Source organism: Streptomyces sp. NPDC007863 (genome assembly GCF_040633895.1).
Taxonomy (GTDB): domain Bacteria; phylum Actinomycetota; class Actinomycetes; order Streptomycetales; family Streptomycetaceae; genus Streptomyces.
The window spans coordinates 1-18,510 of sequence record NZ_JBEYEI010000039.1; the positions used below are offsets into that span (position 1 = coordinate 1).

Here is an 18,510-nt window from a genome sequence, read left to right on the forward strand (position 1 = left end):
ACGGACACTCCTCCGACTCGGTGGGAGGCACGGTCGCCGTCCCGCTCTGCCTCCATCCTGGGTCCGGCACACGACCCGGACGGTCGACCCGGCGGCTGGTCGTCCGGCCCCGCCCGGCGGACCGGGGGGTCAGCCGATCGGACGACCCCGGACGGTGCCGGGGTGCGGTACGCGCGCCGTCTCACACGGCCCACGTGCCGGGTGCGGCGGCGCACCCGCTGGGTAAAGTCGGGATCATTCCGGCGGATCACCCCGCCGGGCTGACCATCACACCGGTGCGGCCCCGCCCCGGTGGGCACGGAGAGGCAGGCCGGCACGCCATGGCGGTGGACGAACTCGACACCCGCATCCTGCGGCTCCTGATCGAGCAGCCGCGCACCAGCGTGCGGGAGTACGCGCGCCTCCTGGGCATCGCCCGGGGCACCGTACAGGCACGCATCGACCGGCTGGAGCGGGACGGGGTGATCACCGCGACCGGACCGGTCCTCTCCCCCGCCGCGCTCGGCCATCCGGTGCTCGCCTTCGTGCACGTGGAGGTCACCCAGGGCCATCTCGACGAGGTCGGCGACGCGCTGGCGGCCGTGCCTGAGATCGTCGAGGCGTTCTCCATCACCGGTGGCGGCGACCTGCTCACGCGCGTGGTGGCGCGGGACGCGGGCCACCTGGAGGACGTCATCCAGCGGCTCATCCAGCTGCCCGGCGTGGTCCGCACCCGCACCGAGATCGCGCTGCGCGAGCGGGTCGCCCACCGGATGCTGCCGCTGGTCGAGTCGATGGGCCGGAGCGGGGCGGAGCGGCGGACCGGCGGCAGGTGAGCGGGGACGCCCGGTAACTCGCGTGCGGGGCGTGCGGCGGCGTGGCAGGGTACGGGCGTTCTCGCACCCGCGCACCTCCTCACGTACCGGAGCCGCCCCATGGCGATACCCGACCGCCTCGCGCCCCTGCTCGCCGAATTCGACTTCGCCCGCAAGCGGCTGACGGACCGTCTGTCGGGGCCGGTGGTGAACAGCGGCAACGGCACGGACGTGCCGGTGGGCCCGATGACCGACGCCGAGTACCGGTGGGAGCCCGCGCCGGGCTGCTGGTCCGTACGGCGGCGGGCCGACGGCCCGGGTCCGGCCGCCGCGCTGCTGACCGGCACCGGCGAGTGGGGCCGGGACACCTCCCCGTATCCGCATCCCGTGCCGCCGCCGTTCACCACGCTCGCCTGGCGGCTCACCCACCTCAGCGAGCTGCTCGCGCTCCGCGCCGACCACACGAACGGGACCCGCTCGCTGACCCGTGACGACTACCGCATCCCCGGCGACGCGGCCGCGGCGATCGCCGACTTCGACGCGTCCGCCGGGGCGTGGCGGGCCGCGCTGCTCTCCGTCGACGACAAGGACCTCGACACGGTCGGGCACTGCTCCTACCCGCACGGCGGCGACCCCGAGGAACCGTTCCTGGAGGTCGTGTGGTGGGTCAACCAGGAACTCCTGCACCACGGCGCCGAGATCGCCCTCCTGCGCGACCTCTACCGGGTCCTCGACCGCCCCGCCGGCTGACGGTCAGCCGGTCGTGCGGGCCAGGACGAGGGCCACGTCGTCCTGGGCCGGGTCCACGAGGAGCCGGGCCAGGACCCCGTCGCACACCTCGTCCAGCGTGCCGCCGGACCGGTCGATGGCCCGGTCGAGGGCGCGACCGAGCTCGCGCATCCCCTCGTCGAGGTCCCGGTCCCTGGCCTCGATCAGCCCGTCCGTGTAAAGCACCAGCAGGCCGCCGGGCGGCAGCGGGAGTTCCTCGGTGCCGAAGTCGTGGGCGCCGGTGCCGAGCGGCGTGCCCGGCGGACCCTGGAGGAAGGAGACCGCGCCCTGCGGCGTGACGACGGCCGGCGGGAGGTGGCCGGCCCGGGCGATCGTCCAGGTGCCGGTGGCCGGGGAGTGCACGGCGTACAGGCAGGTCGCCATGGTGTCCTCGCCGAGGTCGGCGACGACGGCGTCGAGGGAGCGCAGCATCTCGGTGGGCGCGATGTCGTGGCGGGCCAGGGTCCGCACGGCGGTGCGCAACTGGCCCATGACGGCGGCCGCGTGGATGCCGTGGCCCATCACGTCGCCGATGACGAGCCCGGTACGGCCGCCGGGCAGTTCGATCACGTCGAACCAGTCGCCGCCGACGTCGTGGGCGCTCGCCGGGAGGTAGCGGCCGGTGAGTTCGAGGCCGGTGACGGCGGGCAGGGCGCTGTTGGTGAGGCTGCGCTGGAGCGCGAGGGCGGCGGCCCGCTGGGTGGTGTAGAGCCGGGCGTTGTCGATGTTGAGCGCGGCCCGGGCGACGACCTCGTCGATGAGCACCGCGTCCTGGTCGTCGAAGGGTTCCCGGCTCCTCAGGCGGGTGACGGTGACGGCCCCGAGGACCTGGCCGCGGGCGACGAGGGGCACGGTGCGGGCGGAGCCGAAGCGGGTCGACAGGTACTCGCGCAGCGACTCGGCGGCCTTGCCGGGGAAGAGGACGGGGATGTCGTCGTCGGTGAGGAAGGTCGGCCGGCCGTCGAGGACGATCCGTTCGTACGCGGACCCCGCGGGCAGCTGGAAGGTCTGGCCGGGGCCCAGGAGCGGGCTCGGGGGCACCGGCTCGGGGAAGACGGCGGCGATGCGGCGCAGCACGCCCCGGGAGGAGGCGGCCGGGTCGTCGGGCTCCAGGACCGCCTCCAGCATCTGCACGTCGGCCGAGTCGCAGAGCTGCGGCACGAGGAAGCGGACCACCTCCTCGGCGGTCTGCCGCAGGTCGAGGGTCGTGCCGATGCGCGCGCCGGCCTCGGCGAGCAGGGCGAAGCGGTGCCGGGCCCGCTCGACCTCCAGGTGCGCCTCCTGGCTCTCGGTGATGTCGACGAGGGAGGCGATGAGGCCGAGGGGGCGGCCGGTGCGCGCGGGGTCCGCCATCCCGTCGGCGTGCCCGGGGGCGGCGCGCCCCGAGGCGGCGTGCCCCTGGCCCGGGGCGCCGTGTCCGGCGGCGTTGTCCCCGCCGGGGAGGGGGCGGGTGCCGCGGTCGATGAGGGGCGCGTAGGAGCAGGACCAGATGTGGTCGCGGCCGGGGTCGGCGGGGGTGCGGCCGACCCGGCGGGCGTCGATCACCGGCGTACGGGAGTCGAGGACCTGCCGCATCAGGGACTCCAGGGAGGCGGCGTTGACCCCGGGGACGACCTCGGTGAGGCGGCGGCCGACGTGTTCGGCGGCGGGCACGCCGTTCATCCGGGCCAGGGCGTCGTTGACCCGCAGGAAGCGCAGGTCGGGGCCGAGCAGGGCGAGCCCTATGGGCGACTGGGTGAAGAGGCTCTCCATGGCGGCGAGGTTCTCCCGCATCCGCAGGACCTCGGAGGTCTCCACGGCGATGAGCATGGCGCCGGGACGGCCCGTGGGATCGGCGGCGGGCACGATCCACATCTCCATGGGGACCGTGTGGCCGTCGCGGTGGCGGACCGGGAGGGTGCCGACCATGGTCTCGCCGGCCTGGACGCGGCGGGTGAGCCGGGCGGCGAGCTCGCGGTTGGCGTCGGGCACGAGGAGCGGGGAGGCGGGCAGGCCGAGGACGTGCTCGGGACGGTGGCCGAGCAGGTCCTGGGCGGCGAGCGACCACTCGACGATCCGCCCCTCGGCGTCCTCGCGCCACAGCGCGATGGGGAGCAGCTCCCGGAGCACGCCCGCGTCCCCGACGGCCGCCCGCGGCGGCTGCGGAACCCTGCTCGGTGACGACTGATGAGCATCCACGCATCGACCTACGCCTCGGCCTGGCCCCAGGGGGCAATCCCTACCGAATCACCCTAGCCGAGGTGCCGTCGGGGGGCTTGCGAGGCGCCCCCGTTCGGTGAGCGCCCGCCTACCGCGAGGGTCGGGGGCGCCAGTGGACGTCAGCGGGCATCAGCGGGCATCAGCGGGCGTCAGAAGGCGAAGACCGCGCCGGTGCGGGCGTTCAGCTCGCAGGTGTTGCCGTACTGGCGGGCGAAGGAGACGGGCCGGCCGCGCCAGACGCCCTCGGCGCGGACCTCGACCGGGTCGTACAGGAGGATGCACGCGGTGTCGGACTCGCGGTCGACGCGCCCCTGGGAGGCGTCGAGGTCGGCGCAGGCGGCGTCGGCGCGGGGGTGGTCCCCGCCGGCCGGGTCGCAGTGGAGGGTGACGGTGCGCGCGGCGGGCGCGGGTGCGGCGGTGGATTCGGGGGACGGGGCGGTGGTGGCCTGGGCGGGGCCGGTGACGGTGAGCCGGAGGGTCGTGGCCGGCGTCGTCGGTGCCGGCGTCGGGATGGCCGGGGTCGCAGGCTGGGCGACGGCCGGTCCGCCGTCGGCCGCGGAGGTGGCGACGGCGGGTGCGGCGAGGAAGAGGGCGGCCAGCAGGGCCGCGGGGATGTGCGTGTTCATGTCCGGTCAACGAGCCCCGGGGACCGGGGGTCACCGTCCGCCCGCGCGGGGCCGGAGGGACGCGTCGTGGCGTGGACTCGCCGCGCGACGGGGGTCCGCGCGGCGAGTCCACGCCACGGCCGCCGAACGGAGGGGAGGGTCGTACGGCTCACGGAGTGGCCGATTCCGTGAGGTCGGGGCGGCAGGGGCCTTGGCGCGCGGGGCCCGTCGCGATTCCCGCACCCGACCGGACGGCCGGAATCCGTCGATGGTCACGCAAACGGGCCAATGGTTGCACAGGACGTAATCATCGCTGGTCATGTGCGTCTGGCGCCCCTCCGCACGCCCTGGCGAAGCCGATCTTCCTGGCCGCACTCTGGTCCGTGAGCACGAACGGGAGGGGTGGGCACGTGGAGCGGGACAGGGGCGGGGACACGACGGGACACGTCGAACACGGCGGTGTGGACGTCTGTGTGGTGGGGGCCGGTCCGGTGGGGCTGACGCTCGCGATCGGGCTGCGTCGGCTCGGCCTGGGGGTGCGGATCGTCGACGCGGCGCCGGAGACGAAACGGGAGGCCCGTGCGCTGGTGCTGTGGGCGCGGGCACGGGAGGCGCTGCACGCGCTGGGCGTCGGCGCGGTCCTGGACGCGCACGGCGTGGAACTGGGCGCGGTGACCGTGCACGCCCGGGGCCGGCCGCTGGGCGAGCTGACCACCGGCTGGGCGCACTCCGCCTTCGCCCGCCCGCTCAACATCGAACAGCACGTCATCGAGCGCCTGCTGGCCGGGGAGCTGGCCGGCCTCGGCACCCGCGTCGAGTGGAACACCGAGCTCACCGACGTCAAGGTGCACGACGACCGGGCCGAGTTCACCCTGCGGCACGGCGACGGGCGGGTCGAGTCGGGCTGCGCGTCGTGGATCGTGGGCTGCGAGGGCACCCGCAGCGTGGTGCGGGACCGGCTGGGCATCGCCTTCGAGGGCCGCCGCCGCACCGGCCTCCAGGTCGTGCAGGGCAACGCGCTGGCGACCTGGCCGCTGCCCGAGGAGCCGGGACGCGGGCACATCTTCCTGGCGCCGCGCCGGGCGCTCCTCGTCTTCCCGCTGCCCGACGGCGGCTACCGCTTCTTCTGCTTCCGCGACGACCCGGATCCCGCGCTCGGCACGCCCCCGACCCTCGACGAACTGCGCGACCTGGTCGCGGAGACCGCCCGCATGCCCGGGCTGCGCCTCGCCCCCGCCCCGTCCCGCTGGCTCAACCGCGCCCGCTTCAGCGACCGGGTGGCCGCCCGGCTGCGCAGCGGGCGCGGGCTGCTCGCGGGGGACGCGGCGCACGCGTGGGCGCCGGTCGGCGGCCACGGCATGAACGTGGGAATCCTCGGCGCCCACAACCTCGCCTGGAAACTCGCCGCCGTGCACCGGGGCGAGGCCGGGGACGCGCTGCTCGACACGTACGACGCGGAGCAGCGGCTCCTCGCGCTGCGGTACATCCGGGAGATGCGGTTCAACTTCATGGAGCTGCCGCTGCCGCCCCTCGGGCACCGGGCGTTCACCGCGACCGTGCCCGCCGCGCTGGCCAGGTCCGGCTTCCAGCGCCGGCTCGACCTGCGGCTGAGCGACCTGGTGCGCCATCACCGCGACAGCCCGCTCTCGGTGCGCGTACCCGCCTCCGGCCGGGCCTCGGGCGCGCGGGCCGGCGACCGGATGCCGGACGCCTCCGTGGTCCCGGCGGAGCCCGGGCCCGGCGCGGGAGGTCCCGGGGAGGCGGTGCGGCTGCACCGGCTGCTCGCCTACGCGGCGTGGACGCTGGTGCTGCGCGCGGACCGGGCCGACGCCGTCACCCTCGGCGCGCTGCGCGGGGCCTGCGCCGGGTCGATCCCCGTACGCCTGCTGCCCGTGACGCCCGCCGACGCGCGGGCGGAGGCGGCGCTCGGGGATCCGGCGGAGCTGCGGCTGGTGCGCCCCGACGGCTATGTGGGCCTGGTCGCCCCGCTCGGCGGGGTCGAACCGCTGCGGGAGTACGTGGCGGCGCTCGCCGCCGGAGCGAGAGCCGACGGCGTCGACGGCCGGGCCTGAGCCCGCGCCGTCCCGCGCCCGCGCCGAACCGCGCCTCGTGCCCCGTCGCCCAGTCGCCTGGTCGCCTCGCCACTTTCTCGTCGTCCCGCTTCGTCGTCTCGTCCCAGAGCCTGCGCACCGAACCGTCCGGGAGTCGGATCCTGATGCCCACCACGCCCCTCCACCCCTCCGCCGTCACCGTCCCCCGGCCCCGTCCCGGTCCGTCGCCCCGCAGGCGCCCGTGTGCCGGCGGCACGGTGACCGTCGTGGGGGCGGGGATGGCCGGGCTCGTCGCCGCCTACGAGCTGGAGCGGCGCGGGTTCCGCGTCGAGGTCCTCGAAGGGAGCCTGCGGCTCGGCGGGCGGGTGCGCACCCACCGCTTCGGGGCGCAGGAGGGCGCGCCGTTCGTGGAGCTGGGCGCGATGCGGATCCCCACGGCGCACCACCGGACCATGGGGTACGTCGCCCATCTCGGGCTCGCCGACCAGGTGCGGCCGTTCCGGACGCTGCTGTCGGAGGAGAACGCCTTCCTGGCGACCGGCGGCGGGCACGTGCGGCTGCGGGACGCGCCGCGCGCCCTGGTGGCCGAGGTGCGGTCCTCGCTGGGGCTCGCCGGGTTCCGGGAGGAGACGGTGGTCTTCGGCGCCTGGCTCGCCGCGGTCGTGGACGCGGTCGCCCCGCCCGCGCTGCGGGACGGACTCCGTGCCGACCTGGGCGGGCGGCTGCTCGGCCTGGTGGACGAGATCGATCTGACGCCGCATCTGCGGGGCGGCGGCAAGGACCGGATCGACGTGCACGGGCTGTTCGCGGCCCATCCGGGGATCCGGGCGGGCTGCGGCAGCCGGCTCGACGGCTTCCTCGACGACATCCTGACCGAGACGAGTCCCCGGCTCGTGCGGCTCGCCTGCGGCATGGACCAGCTGGTGCAGCGGCTGGCCGCGCGGATCCGGGGGCCGATCTGGCTCGGTCAGCCCGCCACCGGCTTCGAGGTCGCCGCCGACCATGTGCGGGTGCGGCTCGGCGGCGGCGCGGCGTCCTCGGTACGGCACTGCGACTACGTGCTGTGCACGGTGCCGTTCTCGGTGCTCCGGGGGCTGCACCTGGCGGGGTTCGACGAGGACAAGCTCGCCGCCGTCCGGGAGGTCGTCTACTGCCCGGCGACCAAGGTGGCCGTGCACTGCCGGGAACCGTTCTGGGAGCGGGAGGGCATCCGGGGCGGCGCCTCGTTCAGCGGTGGCCGGATCCGGCAGACGTACTACCCGACCGCCGAACCGGCCGGTGCCGAGGGTGCAGCCGACCCCTCGCTCGGGGCGGCGCTGCTCGCCAGCTACACGATCGGCGAGGACGCCGACGTGCTCGGCGGGATGCCGGCTCCGGTCCGGCACCGGACGGTCGTCGAGGAGCTGGGCCGGATGCATCCGCAGCTGCTGCGGCGCGGGATGGTCCGCGGGGTCGCCAGTCTGGCCTGGGGCGGCCATCCGTGGACGCGCGGCGGCTGCACGATCCGCTGGGGCGCGGACCCGGCGGGCCGGGAGGAGCAGCGGCTGCGGGCGCTGCGGCCGCAGGGCCGGATGTTCTTCGCCGGGGAGCACTGCGCGACGGAACCGGCGTGGATCGAGGGGGCGGTGGAGTCGGCCCTGGAGGCGGTGGAGCTGATCGCGCGGGACGAGGGGCGGCGCGGCGGCCCGTCCCGGGGCGGGCGGTGGCGGGGCGCGCCCGCGCCGGCCGGGCGGGAGGCGGCGTGAGCGTCTTCGACCTGCCCCGGGTGTACTTCGCCGGTACGGCGCTGACCCGGCTGCCCACCGGGCCGCGGTCCGGGCTCGTCGACCTGGCCTCGAACACGGCGCTGCGCGGCGCGGCCGGAGGCGCTCCGGTGGAGCCGTTCGGGGTGGCGGGCCCGGCGGCCGACTACCACGCGCACCTGGCGGAACGGGGCGCGCGCGGCGGGCACTTCTCGGGGAACGGGCATCTGGTGTGGGAGGCCCGGGTCACCGGGGTGGAGCGGCGGGCGGGCGAGGTCGACCGGTCGGACCCGCTGGTGGGCAGGGCGGTGGATCTGTGGGGCCATCACAATCCCTATCTGGGCACGACGGTGAACCGGGCGCGGGTCTTCGACGTGGATCCGGCGTCCGCGTGGACGGCGACGCTGATGGGCGGCCGGTTCGCGTTCGGGCGTGCGGGCCGGTCGCACGACGCCGGCTATGTGTGTCTGGGCGGGCTGAGCGGGTTCATGCCGCCGCGCTGGCAGGGCTTCCGGCCGGCGGCGCGCGCGCTGCACCAGTGCGTGGCCGGGGCGGACGAGGGACTGGACTGGCCGGCGGGTGCGGTGGACTCCCCCGCCGTCCGGGCGCTGCGGGCGGCCGTGGCCGAGCGGGACGGCGGGGCGCTCCTCGTCCAGTTCACCCTGGAGACGGAGACGGAGACGGAGACGGAGACAGAGGCAGAGGCGCAGGCCGGTCCGGGCGGGGACGGACCGGGGCGGTGGCGGCTGCGGGGGGTCGTGGCGCCGTGGAGTCCCGGCGAGCCGCGCAGCCATCCGGCGGGCCGGCTGCTCGTCCCGTACGGGGCGGAGGGCGGCGGTGCGGGCGGGCCCGGGCCGTGCACGGTGCGGATCGGCCCCGAGGGGGTGGTGGTCAACGAGCCGTACGCGCGCGGCGGGACGGGCCGCGGTGACGGGCCCGCGCTCGAAGTACGGACCGCCGGGTCGGGGCTGACGGTCGCGGTACTGCCCCGGGACGCCCGCGGCGGGACGGTGACGACCGTGCCCGCGGTGTCGGAGGAGGCGGTGCGCCGGGCCGGGGAGGAAGGGCTCGTGGTGGTGCGGGACGGCACCGGGGTCGTCCTGCGCGAGCGGGAGGCGGTGGTGCTCACCGACGAGGCCGCGCTGATCCTGGACCATCCGGACGCCGAGCGCGGTGACGAGCACGCCGTCGAGGTGCCGGTGCGGAGCTTCCTGCGCGGCCGGCCGGGGCCGCTCGCCGCGGTGGAGGTGCGCCAGTACCCCAACCCGCGTGCCCTGCCCATGGATCCGGCGGCGTCCGACCCGGGCGCCCGCACCGGGGACGTCGAGGTGGTACGGCTCCGGGCCGGGCGGCCGGGCGGCCGGAAGGGGTCCGAGGCGGAGTCGGCCGGGGCCGCGTGCCGGGTGGCGACGGACGCGGAGGGGTACGGCTGGTTCACCGTCCACGGGGCGCGGCCGGGCACCGCGCGGCTGCTGTTCTCGACGGGGGAGGAGGACCTGCCGCCGGTCGACGCGGCGGCACACGGTTCGGCGGCGGCCTGCTACGACGACGGGGACGCGCTCGGCTTCTGGTCGTGGGCGGGGGGCGCCGCCGTACGGGTGCTGCCCGACGACTGGCACCTGGACGCGGTGCTGCCGTCCGAGGTCGACTTCGAGCTGCTGCACCGCGAAGTGTTCGCGTACTACGAGCAGTTGTTCCCGTTCATGCGGGACGAGGTGTTCAGCCTCGCCGACCGCTGCAAGGTGGAGACGTACGCGAAGCTCGTCTGGCAGATGTGCGATCCGGCGAACAAGGACCGCACCTACTACATGCCGCCGACCCGGGACCTGACGCTGCCCAAGGCCCGGCTCCTCCTCTCCTATCTGCGCTCCCTGGGTGCGGCGGCGCAGCCGCACGCCCCGGCGGCGCCCGCGCCGCGCCGCGCGGCCGAGCCGCGCATCACGACCCGGGGCCAGTTGCGCGCGGCGCTGTGGCAGGCGGTCACGGTGGAGCTGGCGACCTCGCTGCAGTACCTCTACGCGGCGTACACGGTCCCGACCCACGGGACGGGGTTCGCGTACGTCCGCAGCGGGGTGTGGACGCCCCGGCAGCTCCGGCTGGCGTGCGGGGACGGCGGGGAGACCCTGGCGAAGGGCATCAGGGACAGCCTCCTCGACGTGGCCCGCGAGGAGATGATCCACTTCCTGGTCGTCAACAACGTGCTGATGGCGATGGGCGAGCCCTTCCACGTGCCCGCGATCGACTTCGGTGCGCCGGGCCGGCTGCCGCTGCCGCTGGAATTCGCCCTGGAGCCGCTGCACCTGGGCAGTCTCCAGCGGTTCATCGCGATCGAGCGGCCCGAGCGGCTCGCGGGCGGCTCGACGGGGACGGCGGGGTCCGGGACGGGGGCGGCGGGAACGTGGGGCGCCGCGCCCTCGGGGACGCCGTTCGGGTCGCCGAGCGAGCTGTACGCGGCGATCCGGGACGGGCTGACCCGGGTGCCCGACCTCTTCCTGGTGGAGCGGGGCCGGGGCGGCGGGGAGCACCACCTCTTCCTGGGCGCGGCCGTCGACTCCGTCCACCCGGACTACCAGCTGGAGGTGGACGACCTGTCGAGCGCCCTCTTCGCCATCGACTTCGTCACCGAGCAGGGCGAGGGCGGGGTCCTGGACGCTCCGGGGGACGGCGGTCCCTCGCACCACGAGACCTTCGTGCGGCTCGCCGAACTCCTCATGGCCGAACGGGCCGACGGGCCCGGCGGGCAGGGGGCCCCGTGGGAGCCGGCCTACCCGGCCCTGCGGAACCCCACGGCAGACCCGGGGCATCCGGGGCGGGCCGCCGTGCTCTACGCGCACGCCCGGCAGGTGCTGCGGCTGTTCAACCGCAGCTACTTCCTGATGCTCCAGCTGATGGTCCAGCACTTCGGCGAGAGTCCGGACGCGAGCCTGCGCCGCTCCCGGCTCATGAACGCCTCGATCGACGTGATGACGGGGATGATGCGGCCGCTGGCCGAGCTCCTCGTCACGCTCGACTCGGGGTGGCGGGGGCGGACGGCGGGCCCCTCCTTCGAGCTGGAGGAACCACCCGTGCACATCGCCAGGCCCGATGTGGCCCGGCGGGGTTTCGCGATGCGCTTCCGGCACCTGGCGGCGATGGCCCGGGAGTGCCCGGGCGTCCCCGACCGGGTGCCGGAGCTGATGGCCTGGTACGCGGAGTACTTCGCGGCGGAGGGGAGGAGGTGAGCCGATGACGGTGGTGGAGGAGACCGAGGTGCTCGTCGTGGGCGGCGGTCCGGTGGGGCTGGCGCTCGGGCTCGACCTGGCGTGGCGGGGGGTCGACTTCGTCCTGGCGGAGGCCGGTGACGGCCGGATCACCCACCCCAAGGTGTCGACGGTCGGGCCGAGGGCGATGGAGCTGTTCCGCCGCTGGGGCGTGGCGGACGCGATCCGGGGCGCCGGCTGGCCCGCCGGGCACACCCTGGACGTCGCCTGGGTGACGGCGGTCGGCGGGCACGAGCTGCACCGACTGCGGTTCGGCACGGTCGCCGAGCGGCCGCCGCCCGTCCACACGCCGGAGCCCGAGGCGATCTGCCCCCAGCACTGGCTCGTGCCGCTGCTGACGCGACGGCTCGGCGTGCGGCCCGACGGCCCCGTGCGGCTGCGGACCCGGCTGACCGGCTTCCGGCAGACGGAGGACGGGGTGCGGGCCGAACTGACCGACGCGGCGGGGGCGGTGACGACGGTGTACGCCCGGTATCTGGTGGGCTGCGACGGGGCGGCCTCGCCGGTGCGGAAGGCGTGCGGGATCGCCTCGCCCGAACGGCACGCCACCCGCACCCTGCGGAACGTCCTCTTCCGAGCGCCGGGCCTCGGCGACCGGCTCGGCGGGCGGGCGGCCCTGGTCCACTTCGTCACCGAACCCGGCGGACTGCGCTACCCGCTGCGGGCGATGGACGGCCGGGACCTGTACCGGCTCACCTGTCCCCCGGGCCCGGCCGAGGCGCTGCGGGTGGTCCGCCGGGCGCTCGCCGTGGACGTGCCGGTGGAGATCCTCTCGGACGCCCAGTGGCACCTGACGCACCGGGTCGCCGCCCGCTACCGCGACGGCCGGGTGCTGCTCGCCGGGGACGCGGCGCACACCCTCTCCCCCTCCGGCGGCTTCGGCCTGGCCACCGGGATCGGCGACGCGGCCGACCTGGGCTGGAAGCTCGGCGCGGAGCTGGCCGGCTGGGCGGGTCCCGGGCTGCTCGACGCGTACGGGAGCGAACGGCGTCCGGTCGCCCTCGCCGGCCTGGAGGAGAGCCACCGCAATCTGCGCCGCACCCTGGACCGGCGCATCGCCGCGGCGCTCCTGGAGGACTCGCCGCGCGGCGCGGAGACCCGCGCGGAGCTGGGGCGGCGGATCGCGGCCTCCGACCCCCGGCGCGAGTTCGAGGCGCCCGACGCCCACTTCGCCCACCGGTACCGGTCGCCGATCGTCGCGGAGGGCACGGGCGGTGAGCCGGTCGCGGCGGCCGGGACCGCCGGCCGGCCGGAGTGGGACCGGGCGGCGGTGCCGGGCGGCCGGGCACCGCACGTGTGGCTGGCACCGGGGCTCTCCACCCTGGACCTGTTCGGCCCGGGGTTCACCCTGCTCCGCCTGGACGCTGGGGACGGGGAGGGCACGGCGGGGACCGAGGGGACGGAACGGGCCTTCGCCGCGCGGAGGGTGCCGCTGCGCGTGTGGAGCGCACCCGGGGACACGGAGCCACGGAGCCGGTACGGGCATCCCTATGTGCTGGTGCGGCCGGACGGCCATGTCGCCTGGCGGGGGTCCCGGCCGCCCGCCGACCCCGGCGCCCTCGCCGACCTGGTGCGCGGTGCCGGCCCCGCCACCGGCGGGGCGCGGACGGACGGGGGCGGATGATGGGCGCGGACCGGCTCGCGCCGTTCGATCCGGGGCTGCTCGACCTGGCGGATCCGTACCCGGTCTACCACTGGTACCGCGAGCGGGACCCCGTCCATGCCGTGCCGTCGCCCGGCGGCGGCGCGGACGGGTCCGGGGACGTCACCTGGTACCTCTTCCGGTACGCGGAGGTGGCACGGGTGCTCGCGGGGCGCGCGTACCGGCGGAGGTCCCCGGTGACCGGGCGGGCGGCGCCGATACCGGAGGGGTACGAGACGCTGCGGCGGGTCGTCGAGAACTGGCTGGTCTTCCTCGATCCGCCCCGCCACACCCGGCTGCGGGCGCGGGTGAACCCGCCGCTCGCCTCCGCCGCCGTCACCGGACTGCGGCCGGCGGTGCGGGAGATCGCCGAGGAGCTGGCGGCACCGCTCGCGGCGCGGCCGGCCGTCGATGTGGTGGGCGGGTTCGCGGCGCCGTTCCCGCTGCTCGTGATCGCGCGGGTGCTCGGGGTGGAGGGCCGGCTGTGGCCGTGGTTCCGGGAGCGGGCGCTCGCGCTCCAGGAGGCGGGCGGCACGCGCGGCGACCGGACGGGGGCGGGCCTCGCGCGGGCCGACCACGCGGCGGGCGAGCTGGAGCGTTACTTCACGACCGCGCTGACGGCCCGGCAGGAGGCGGGCGGGGAGCCGCGCGACCTGATGGGGGCGCTGGCGGCGGCCGCGCGGGAGGACCCCGCCCTCACCCCGGGGCTCCTCGCGTCGACCTGCGTCCACCTCCTGACGGCCGGGCACGAGACGACGACCGGGCTCCTCGGGAAGGCGGTCCTGGCCCTGCTCGCCCGGCCCGGGACGGTCGCCGAACTCCGCGCCGAGCCGGGGCTCGTGGCGGGGGCGGTCGACGAGTTCCTGCGCTTCGACCCGCCGGTGCAAATGGTCACCCGCTGGGCGTGGCGGGACACCGAGCTCGCCGGGCGGCGGGTCCGGCGCGGGGACCGGCTGGTCGCGGTGATCGGCTCCGCCCACCGGGACCCGGCCTCCTTCCCCGACCCGGACGTCCTCGACATCCGCCGGGCCACCGGCCGGCACTGCGCCTTCGGGCTCGGCATCCACTACTGCGCGGGCGCGGCGCTCGCCCGCCTGGAGGCGGAGACGGGGCTCACCGTGCTCCTCGACCGGCTGCCCCTGCTCCGGCCCGACGCCCGCCCGCTCGTGGAGGTGGAGTACGCCCCCGACTGGGTCTTCCACGGCCCGTCCCGGCTGGTCCTCCGGACACGGGAGCAGGAAGAGGAAGGGGGGGAGGGTGAGGAAGCGGAAGAGGAAGCGGCGACCGGGAACGATCGACCCCGCCCTCCCGTTATACCCCCCATGGGTATACAGAGGAGGAGCGCATGACCACGACGGGCATCACCCGGACCGGCATCACCACGACCGGCATCACCCCGACCGCCACCACGGCCCGCCCGCGCCGCCTGCCGGCGCTCACCCCCGACCAGGCCCAGGGCCGGGCCCGCGAACTCCTCGCGGACATCGTCGAACGGCACGGCTCGGCGGGCGAGATGGTCTCCACGATGGCCCACTCGCCCGCGCTGATCGAGGGATATCTGAGCCTCTCCCGCGCGATGAAGCGGGTGAAGATCCCGCGCGCGCTGAGCGAGAAGCTCTCCCTCGCCGTCCAGGAGTGGATCGGCTGCGGCACCTGCCGCGCCGCGCACGAGTCGGCCGGCCGCGCCGCCGGGCTGAGCGGGACGGACATCGCGCTGGCCCGTCAGGGCACCTCGACGGATCCGCGCGAGGCCGCCCTGATCGCCCTCGCCCTCAAGGTCCTCGCCGAACCGGCCGCCCTCGGCGACGCGGACATCGCCGAGGTGCGGGCGCACGGGTGGAGCGACCGGGTCGTCGCCGAGGTGGTCGGGGTCGTCAGCCTCAACCTGCTCACCGGCGCCTTCAACCTCCTCGCCGGCATCCAGCCGGACGAGGAGGAAGGGAACGGGTGACGGGGGAAAGGGAAGCGGCGGAGGGTCAGGCCGCCGCCGGGAGCTCCTTCTCCATCAGCGTGAAGGACTTCGCCGGGCCGCCCGGCTGCGGCTTGCCGTCCTTCCGGCCGACGACGCGGTAGCCGGCGTCCTGGTAGTAGGCGGTGAGCTTCGGGTTGGTGGACAGGCAGTCCAGGCGCACCCGGGTCCGGCCGGTCGCGGCCACCCGCTCCTCGGCGGCCGCCAGCAGCAGCCGCCCGGCCCCGGGGGCGACGGCGCGGTCCACCATGAGCCGGTGGACGTAGCCGGCGACGGGCGGCTGCGGGCCCCAGGCGTCCTCGTCGTCCCACCACAGCTCCCAGGCGCCGGCGGGGCGCCCGTCCCGCTCCGCGAGCCAGACCTCGCCGTGCGCCATGATCCGGCGGAAGTGGTCCTCGTCCAGCTCCCCCGGCCGCCACTGGCCGGTGACGCCCCGCTCCAGCATCCAGCGGGCGGCGTCGTCCCGGAGCCGTACGAGGGTGGCGAGGTCGGCCTCGCCGGCGGGACGGTGGTGCAGTGTGATCATGTGGCCGATCCTCGCACGCCGCTCGGCGACGGCGCCGGGGCCGGGGCCGCCGGACGCGACGGGGCGGTGAAGGAGACGGCGGCGGCCGGGTCGGTGACCTCCGCGTCGGAGCCGAGGGAGTACGCGGCGACGCGGGAGACCACCGCCGCCGGGACCGCGTCGGCGACGCCGGGGACGGCCGGGCAGTCCTGGGTGGCGTGGCCGTCGTACGGGACGACGACCCGGTGACCGCGGTCCAGGGCCGTACGGGCCGTGGCCCGGACGCACATCTCCGACATCACCCCGCAGACGGCGACGGCGCGGCTGCCGTGCCCGTCGAGCACCGCGCCGAGGGCCGTCTCCTCGAAGCCGTCGTCGTACGGCTTGCGGATCACGAGCTCGGTCGGTCCGGGCTCGACGGGGTGGTGCAGCTCCCAGCCGGGTGTGTGGGGTTCGTCCTCCGCGCCGGGCGGCCCGTCGTTCTGCAGGTGGACGACGAGCGCGCCGGCGGCGCGGGCCCGGGCGATCAGCCCGGCGGTGCGGTCGACGAGCCGGGCGGCGTCGGGCACGGCGCCGTCGCCGGTGACGAAGGCCGACTGCACGTCGACGACGAGCAGCGTGTCGACGGGCGGGAGCGGCGATTCCGCCGGGAGCGGGGCAACGGCCGGGAGCGGGGCACCGGCCGGGAGCCGGGAGTCGGGCGGGAGCGACGTGGTGGACGTGGCGGGCGAGGCGGGCGAGGCGGGCTGCGCGATCATGCGGTCATCATCACGCGGCCTGGTGCGGCCGCTCCACGGGGTTTCCGGCCCTCGCCGCCCCGCGCAGCAGCAGCTGCCCGGTCGCCCCCGTCACCAACAGCCCTCCGAGCAGCGCGAGGAGGGAGACGGCGCCGCCCGAACCCCAGTCGACGTCCGCGGCGCGGGCGGCGAGCACGGTCCCGCAGGCGACGGCGACCGCGGGCACGGCCCGCAGGGCGGGGCGGCTGCGCGTCAGATCGTCCTCGGCGAGCGAGGCGAGGACGCCGACGCCGAGCGAGAGCGCCCAGACGCCGAGGCCCTGGGCGTCGGCGCGGTGCACCGTCCACGGCACGAACGCGCCCCAGAAGCCGGGGAGGAAAAGGAGCCCGGCGCCGATGCCGAGCCACCCCGAGCCGAGGACCGCGAGCAGCGGCCTGGACCAGGCGGGCATCGGCACCGCCGTCCCGGTCCGGCCCGTGGGCGCCGCCCCGGCCGGCCGACGGTACTGGGCGGCGAGGCAGCCGGCGGAGGCCAGGGCGAGGAGGGTCACGACGGGCACCCAGCCGAGGCTGAAGAGGACCAGGAAGAGCGGGCCGCCGGTGGCGACGCGGAGGGAGCCGAGGTTGAGGAGGGTGACGGCGAGCAGGCCGGTCATGACGACGACCAGCGGCAGGTAGAGGCTCCGCGCCTCCTCCCAGTCGTCGGCCCGGCCCAGGGTGAGCAGGGCGGGCGCCACCCCCACCATGGCCGCGCCGATGAGGCCGGGGCTGAGGGCCTCGGGGGAGGCCCAGGCGCCCACGGCGTGCCCGGTGAGGGCCGCGACGGCGAGGAGGGCGCCGACGCCGAGGCTGACGACGCCGACGACGGTGCCCATCACGGCGACGGCGGCGGAGAGTTCGCGTCCGGGACGGCGGCCGGGGCTGCTCATCGGCTCTCCTCCCCGGTCGCGGCGGCGCCGCTGAGCGCCGGTTCGGGCACCTCGGGCGGCGGGGACTGCGCGGCGCGGCGGCGCAGGAGTTCGCGTCCGGCGAGGACGCGGAGGGCGACGACGGTGACGGCGGTGTAGGCGAGCATGCCGCAGCCGATGCCGGCGGCGGCGGTGAGGGCGGTCGCCCGGTCGAGGCCCATGGCCCGTTCCAGTACGGGCACCATGACCGCGGAGAAGGCGGGGGCGAGGAGCAGGGCGGCGAGGTGGAGGCGCCACTCCTCGCGGGCCCAGCCGTTGCCTGCGCGGCGCGCGCCGGCGGCCCGGGCGGCGAGGACGGCGTACACGACCGCGTACGGCACCAGGTAGGCGAGGAGCAGCCGGCGTCCTGCGGCGCCCTGGTCGAGGAAGGCGGGGACGAGCGCGGCGAGGCCGGCGGCGCCCGCGAGGTGGGCGAGGACCATCACGGGTCCCGGCGCCCAGGTGCCGGTGAGGCCGGGGACGGAGGTGCGCCGGTCGAGCGCGCGGGTGGCGAGCAGCGCCCCGAAGGAGACCAGCGCGCCCAGGTGCATGATCGCGACCCGGTTGACGTCCTGGAGGGACAGGCCCGGGTAGAACGCGGGCAGGAGGCTCCATTCGATGCGGAGCAGCGGTGCGGTCATCAGGAAGCCGTAGCAGAGCAGCAGCCAGCGCTGGTGGAGGTCGGGGAAGCCCTGGTAGGCGGCGAGGGTGCCGAAGGTGACGCTGCCGACGGTGCCGACCAGGATGACGGCGAGGACGATCCAGAAGGCGGCGCCGCTGAACGCCCGCTCCGGGGGCGTGCGGACCAGGTAGACGGCGGCGCCGGCCATCGACACGTACACGGTCGCGGCGAAGACGACGCCGAGGGCGCGGTGGAGGCGGATCCGGCGGCGGACGGCGCTGAGCAGCTGGACGGGGCCCAGGAGCATCAGGAGGCCGCCGAGGACGGAGTGGACGATCAGCGGAACGAGGCTGCGGCCGTACGGTCCCAGGCGGTCGCGGACGGCGTCGGCGACGAACTCGGGCGAGACCGCGCGGGCGAGGAGCCACTCGCCGACGGCGGGCGCGCCGGGACGGGCGTAGGGCCAGAGTTCGGTGAACGCGATCGGCGCGTACGCGAGGCAGACCGCGGTCAGCGCGACGACGGCCACCCTTCCGCGTCTGGTGCTGGTGGGACGCCCCACGGCGGTCCTCCTCTGCGAGGTGCGCGATAGTCCACTCTGGACTATGGAGGAAGGTAGGGCCGGTCCCGGCCGGGGTCAACCGGTCGGTAACAAAATCGTGTTACCAGG

General features: G+C 76.4%; 14 protein-coding genes. 8 read left to right on the top strand and 6 right to left on the bottom strand.

Annotated features, from left to right (window positions below):
• The first annotated feature begins 320 nt into the window (after positions 1-320).
• The gene (locus ABZ621_RS36110; protein ID WP_360611199.1) at positions 321-815 is read left to right on the top strand and encodes an Lrp/AsnC family transcriptional regulator; all 495 of its coding nucleotides are present in this window, start codon (positions 321-323) and stop codon (positions 813-815) included.
• 99 nt (positions 816-914) lie between these two features.
• Complete coding sequence (locus ABZ621_RS36115) at positions 915-1,544, top strand: DinB family protein (protein WP_360611201.1); 630 nt, start codon at positions 915-917, stop codon at positions 1,542-1,544.
• A gap of 3 nt (positions 1,545-1,547) precedes the next feature.
• Here ABZ621_RS36115 and ABZ621_RS36120 read toward each other — a convergent pair whose 3' ends face one another.
• Together ABZ621_RS36120 and ABZ621_RS36125 are read right to left on the bottom strand one after the other, a co-directional pair.
• Positions 1,548-3,740, bottom strand: coding sequence for a SpoIIE family protein phosphatase (locus tag ABZ621_RS36120; protein ID WP_360611202.1), 2,193 nt, complete (start codon positions 3,738-3,740; stop codon positions 1,548-1,550).
• A gap of 170 nt (positions 3,741-3,910) precedes the next feature.
• Complete coding sequence (locus ABZ621_RS36125; RefSeq protein WP_360611204.1) at positions 3,911-4,387, bottom strand: SSI family serine proteinase inhibitor; 477 nt, start codon at positions 4,385-4,387, stop codon at positions 3,911-3,913.
• Between the two features lie 389 nt (positions 4,388-4,776).
• Between ABZ621_RS36125 and ABZ621_RS36130 the strand changes: the two genes are divergently transcribed.
• From ABZ621_RS36130 to ABZ621_RS36155, 6 genes are all read left to right on the top strand, one after another.
• A complete protein-coding gene (locus ABZ621_RS36130) occupies positions 4,777-6,438 on the top strand; it encodes an FAD-dependent monooxygenase (RefSeq protein WP_360611206.1) in 1,662 nt (553 codons plus the stop codon).
• A gap of 143 nt (positions 6,439-6,581) precedes the next feature.
• The gene (locus ABZ621_RS36135; protein WP_360611208.1) at positions 6,582-8,162 is read left to right on the top strand and encodes an NAD(P)/FAD-dependent oxidoreductase; all 1,581 of its coding nucleotides are present in this window, start codon (positions 6,582-6,584) and stop codon (positions 8,160-8,162) included.
• The gene (locus ABZ621_RS36140) at positions 8,159-11,380 is read left to right on the top strand and encodes a ferritin-like domain-containing protein (RefSeq protein WP_360611210.1); all 3,222 of its coding nucleotides are present in this window, start codon (positions 8,159-8,161) and stop codon (positions 11,378-11,380) included. The genes ABZ621_RS36135 and ABZ621_RS36140 overlap by 4 nt, the downstream gene beginning before the upstream one ends.
• A gap of 4 nt (positions 11,381-11,384) precedes the next feature.
• The gene (locus tag ABZ621_RS36145) at positions 11,385-13,043 is read left to right on the top strand and encodes an FAD-dependent monooxygenase (RefSeq protein ID WP_360611212.1); all 1,659 of its coding nucleotides are present in this window, start codon (positions 11,385-11,387) and stop codon (positions 13,041-13,043) included.
• Positions 13,040-14,410 carry a cytochrome P450 gene (locus ABZ621_RS36150; RefSeq protein WP_360611213.1) on the top strand — a complete coding sequence of 457 codons (1,371 nt, stop codon included), beginning with the start codon at positions 13,040-13,042 and terminating at the stop codon, positions 14,408-14,410. The genes ABZ621_RS36145 and ABZ621_RS36150 overlap by 4 nt, the downstream gene beginning before the upstream one ends.
• Positions 14,407-15,012, top strand: coding sequence for an alkylhydroperoxidase (locus ABZ621_RS36155; protein WP_360611215.1), 606 nt, complete (start codon positions 14,407-14,409; stop codon positions 15,010-15,012). Before ABZ621_RS36150 ends, ABZ621_RS36155 begins: the two co-directional genes overlap by 4 nt.
• Positions 15,013-15,037: 25 nt before the next feature.
• Here ABZ621_RS36155 and ABZ621_RS36160 read toward each other — a convergent pair whose 3' ends face one another.
• Genes ABZ621_RS36160 through ABZ621_RS36175 form a run of 4 tightly spaced genes read right to left on the bottom strand, consistent with a single transcriptional unit; the run spans position 15,038 to position 18,402 of the window.
• The gene (locus ABZ621_RS36160; RefSeq protein WP_360611217.1) at positions 15,038-15,556 is read right to left on the bottom strand and encodes a GNAT family N-acetyltransferase; all 519 of its coding nucleotides are present in this window, start codon (positions 15,554-15,556) and stop codon (positions 15,038-15,040) included.
• Positions 15,553-16,293, bottom strand: coding sequence for an isochorismatase family protein (locus ABZ621_RS36165; RefSeq protein WP_360611219.1), 741 nt, complete (start codon positions 16,291-16,293; stop codon positions 15,553-15,555). Before ABZ621_RS36165 ends, ABZ621_RS36160 begins: the two co-directional genes overlap by 4 nt.
• A gap of 10 nt (positions 16,294-16,303) precedes the next feature.
• Complete coding sequence (locus tag ABZ621_RS36170; RefSeq protein WP_360611221.1) at positions 16,304-17,200, bottom strand: hypothetical protein; 897 nt, start codon at positions 17,198-17,200, stop codon at positions 16,304-16,306.
• On the bottom strand, positions 17,197-18,402 hold the full coding sequence (locus tag ABZ621_RS36175; protein WP_360611222.1) for a DUF2306 domain-containing protein: 1,206 nt from the start codon (positions 18,400-18,402) through the stop codon (positions 17,197-17,199). The genes ABZ621_RS36170 and ABZ621_RS36175 overlap by 4 nt, the downstream gene beginning before the upstream one ends.
• Positions 18,403-18,510 lie beyond the last annotated feature (108 nt).

What these genes read in the sequence shown, in the direction of transcription:
- ABZ621_RS36170 (WP_360611221.1), bottom strand. Translation starts at nt 17,200, where the DNA reads ATGAGCAGCCCCGGCCGCCGTCCCGGACGCGAACTCTCCGCCGCCGTC.
- ABZ621_RS36125 (WP_360611204.1), bottom strand. Translation starts at nt 4,387, where the DNA reads ATGAACACGCACATCCCCGCGGCCCTGCTGGCCGCCCTCTTCCTCGCC.
- ABZ621_RS36150 (WP_360611213.1), top strand. Translation starts at nt 13,040, where the DNA reads ATGATGGGCGCGGACCGGCTCGCGCCGTTCGATCCGGGGCTGCTCGAC.
- ABZ621_RS36155 (WP_360611215.1), top strand. Translation starts at nt 14,407, where the DNA reads ATGACCACGACGGGCATCACCCGGACCGGCATCACCACGACCGGCATC.
- ABZ621_RS36165 (WP_360611219.1), bottom strand. Translation starts at nt 16,293, where the DNA reads ATGATCGCGCAGCCCGCCTCGCCCGCCTCGCCCGCCACGTCCACCACG.
- ABZ621_RS36135 (WP_360611208.1), top strand. Translation starts at nt 6,582, where the DNA reads ATGCCCACCACGCCCCTCCACCCCTCCGCCGTCACCGTCCCCCGGCCC.
- ABZ621_RS36115 (WP_360611201.1), top strand. Translation starts at nt 915, where the DNA reads ATGGCGATACCCGACCGCCTCGCGCCCCTGCTCGCCGAATTCGACTTC.
- ABZ621_RS36145 (WP_360611212.1), top strand. Translation starts at nt 11,385, where the DNA reads ATGACGGTGGTGGAGGAGACCGAGGTGCTCGTCGTGGGCGGCGGTCCG.
- ABZ621_RS36110 (WP_360611199.1), top strand. Translation starts at nt 321, where the DNA reads ATGGCGGTGGACGAACTCGACACCCGCATCCTGCGGCTCCTGATCGAG.
- ABZ621_RS36160 (WP_360611217.1), bottom strand. Translation starts at nt 15,556, where the DNA reads ATGATCACACTGCACCACCGTCCCGCCGGCGAGGCCGACCTCGCCACC.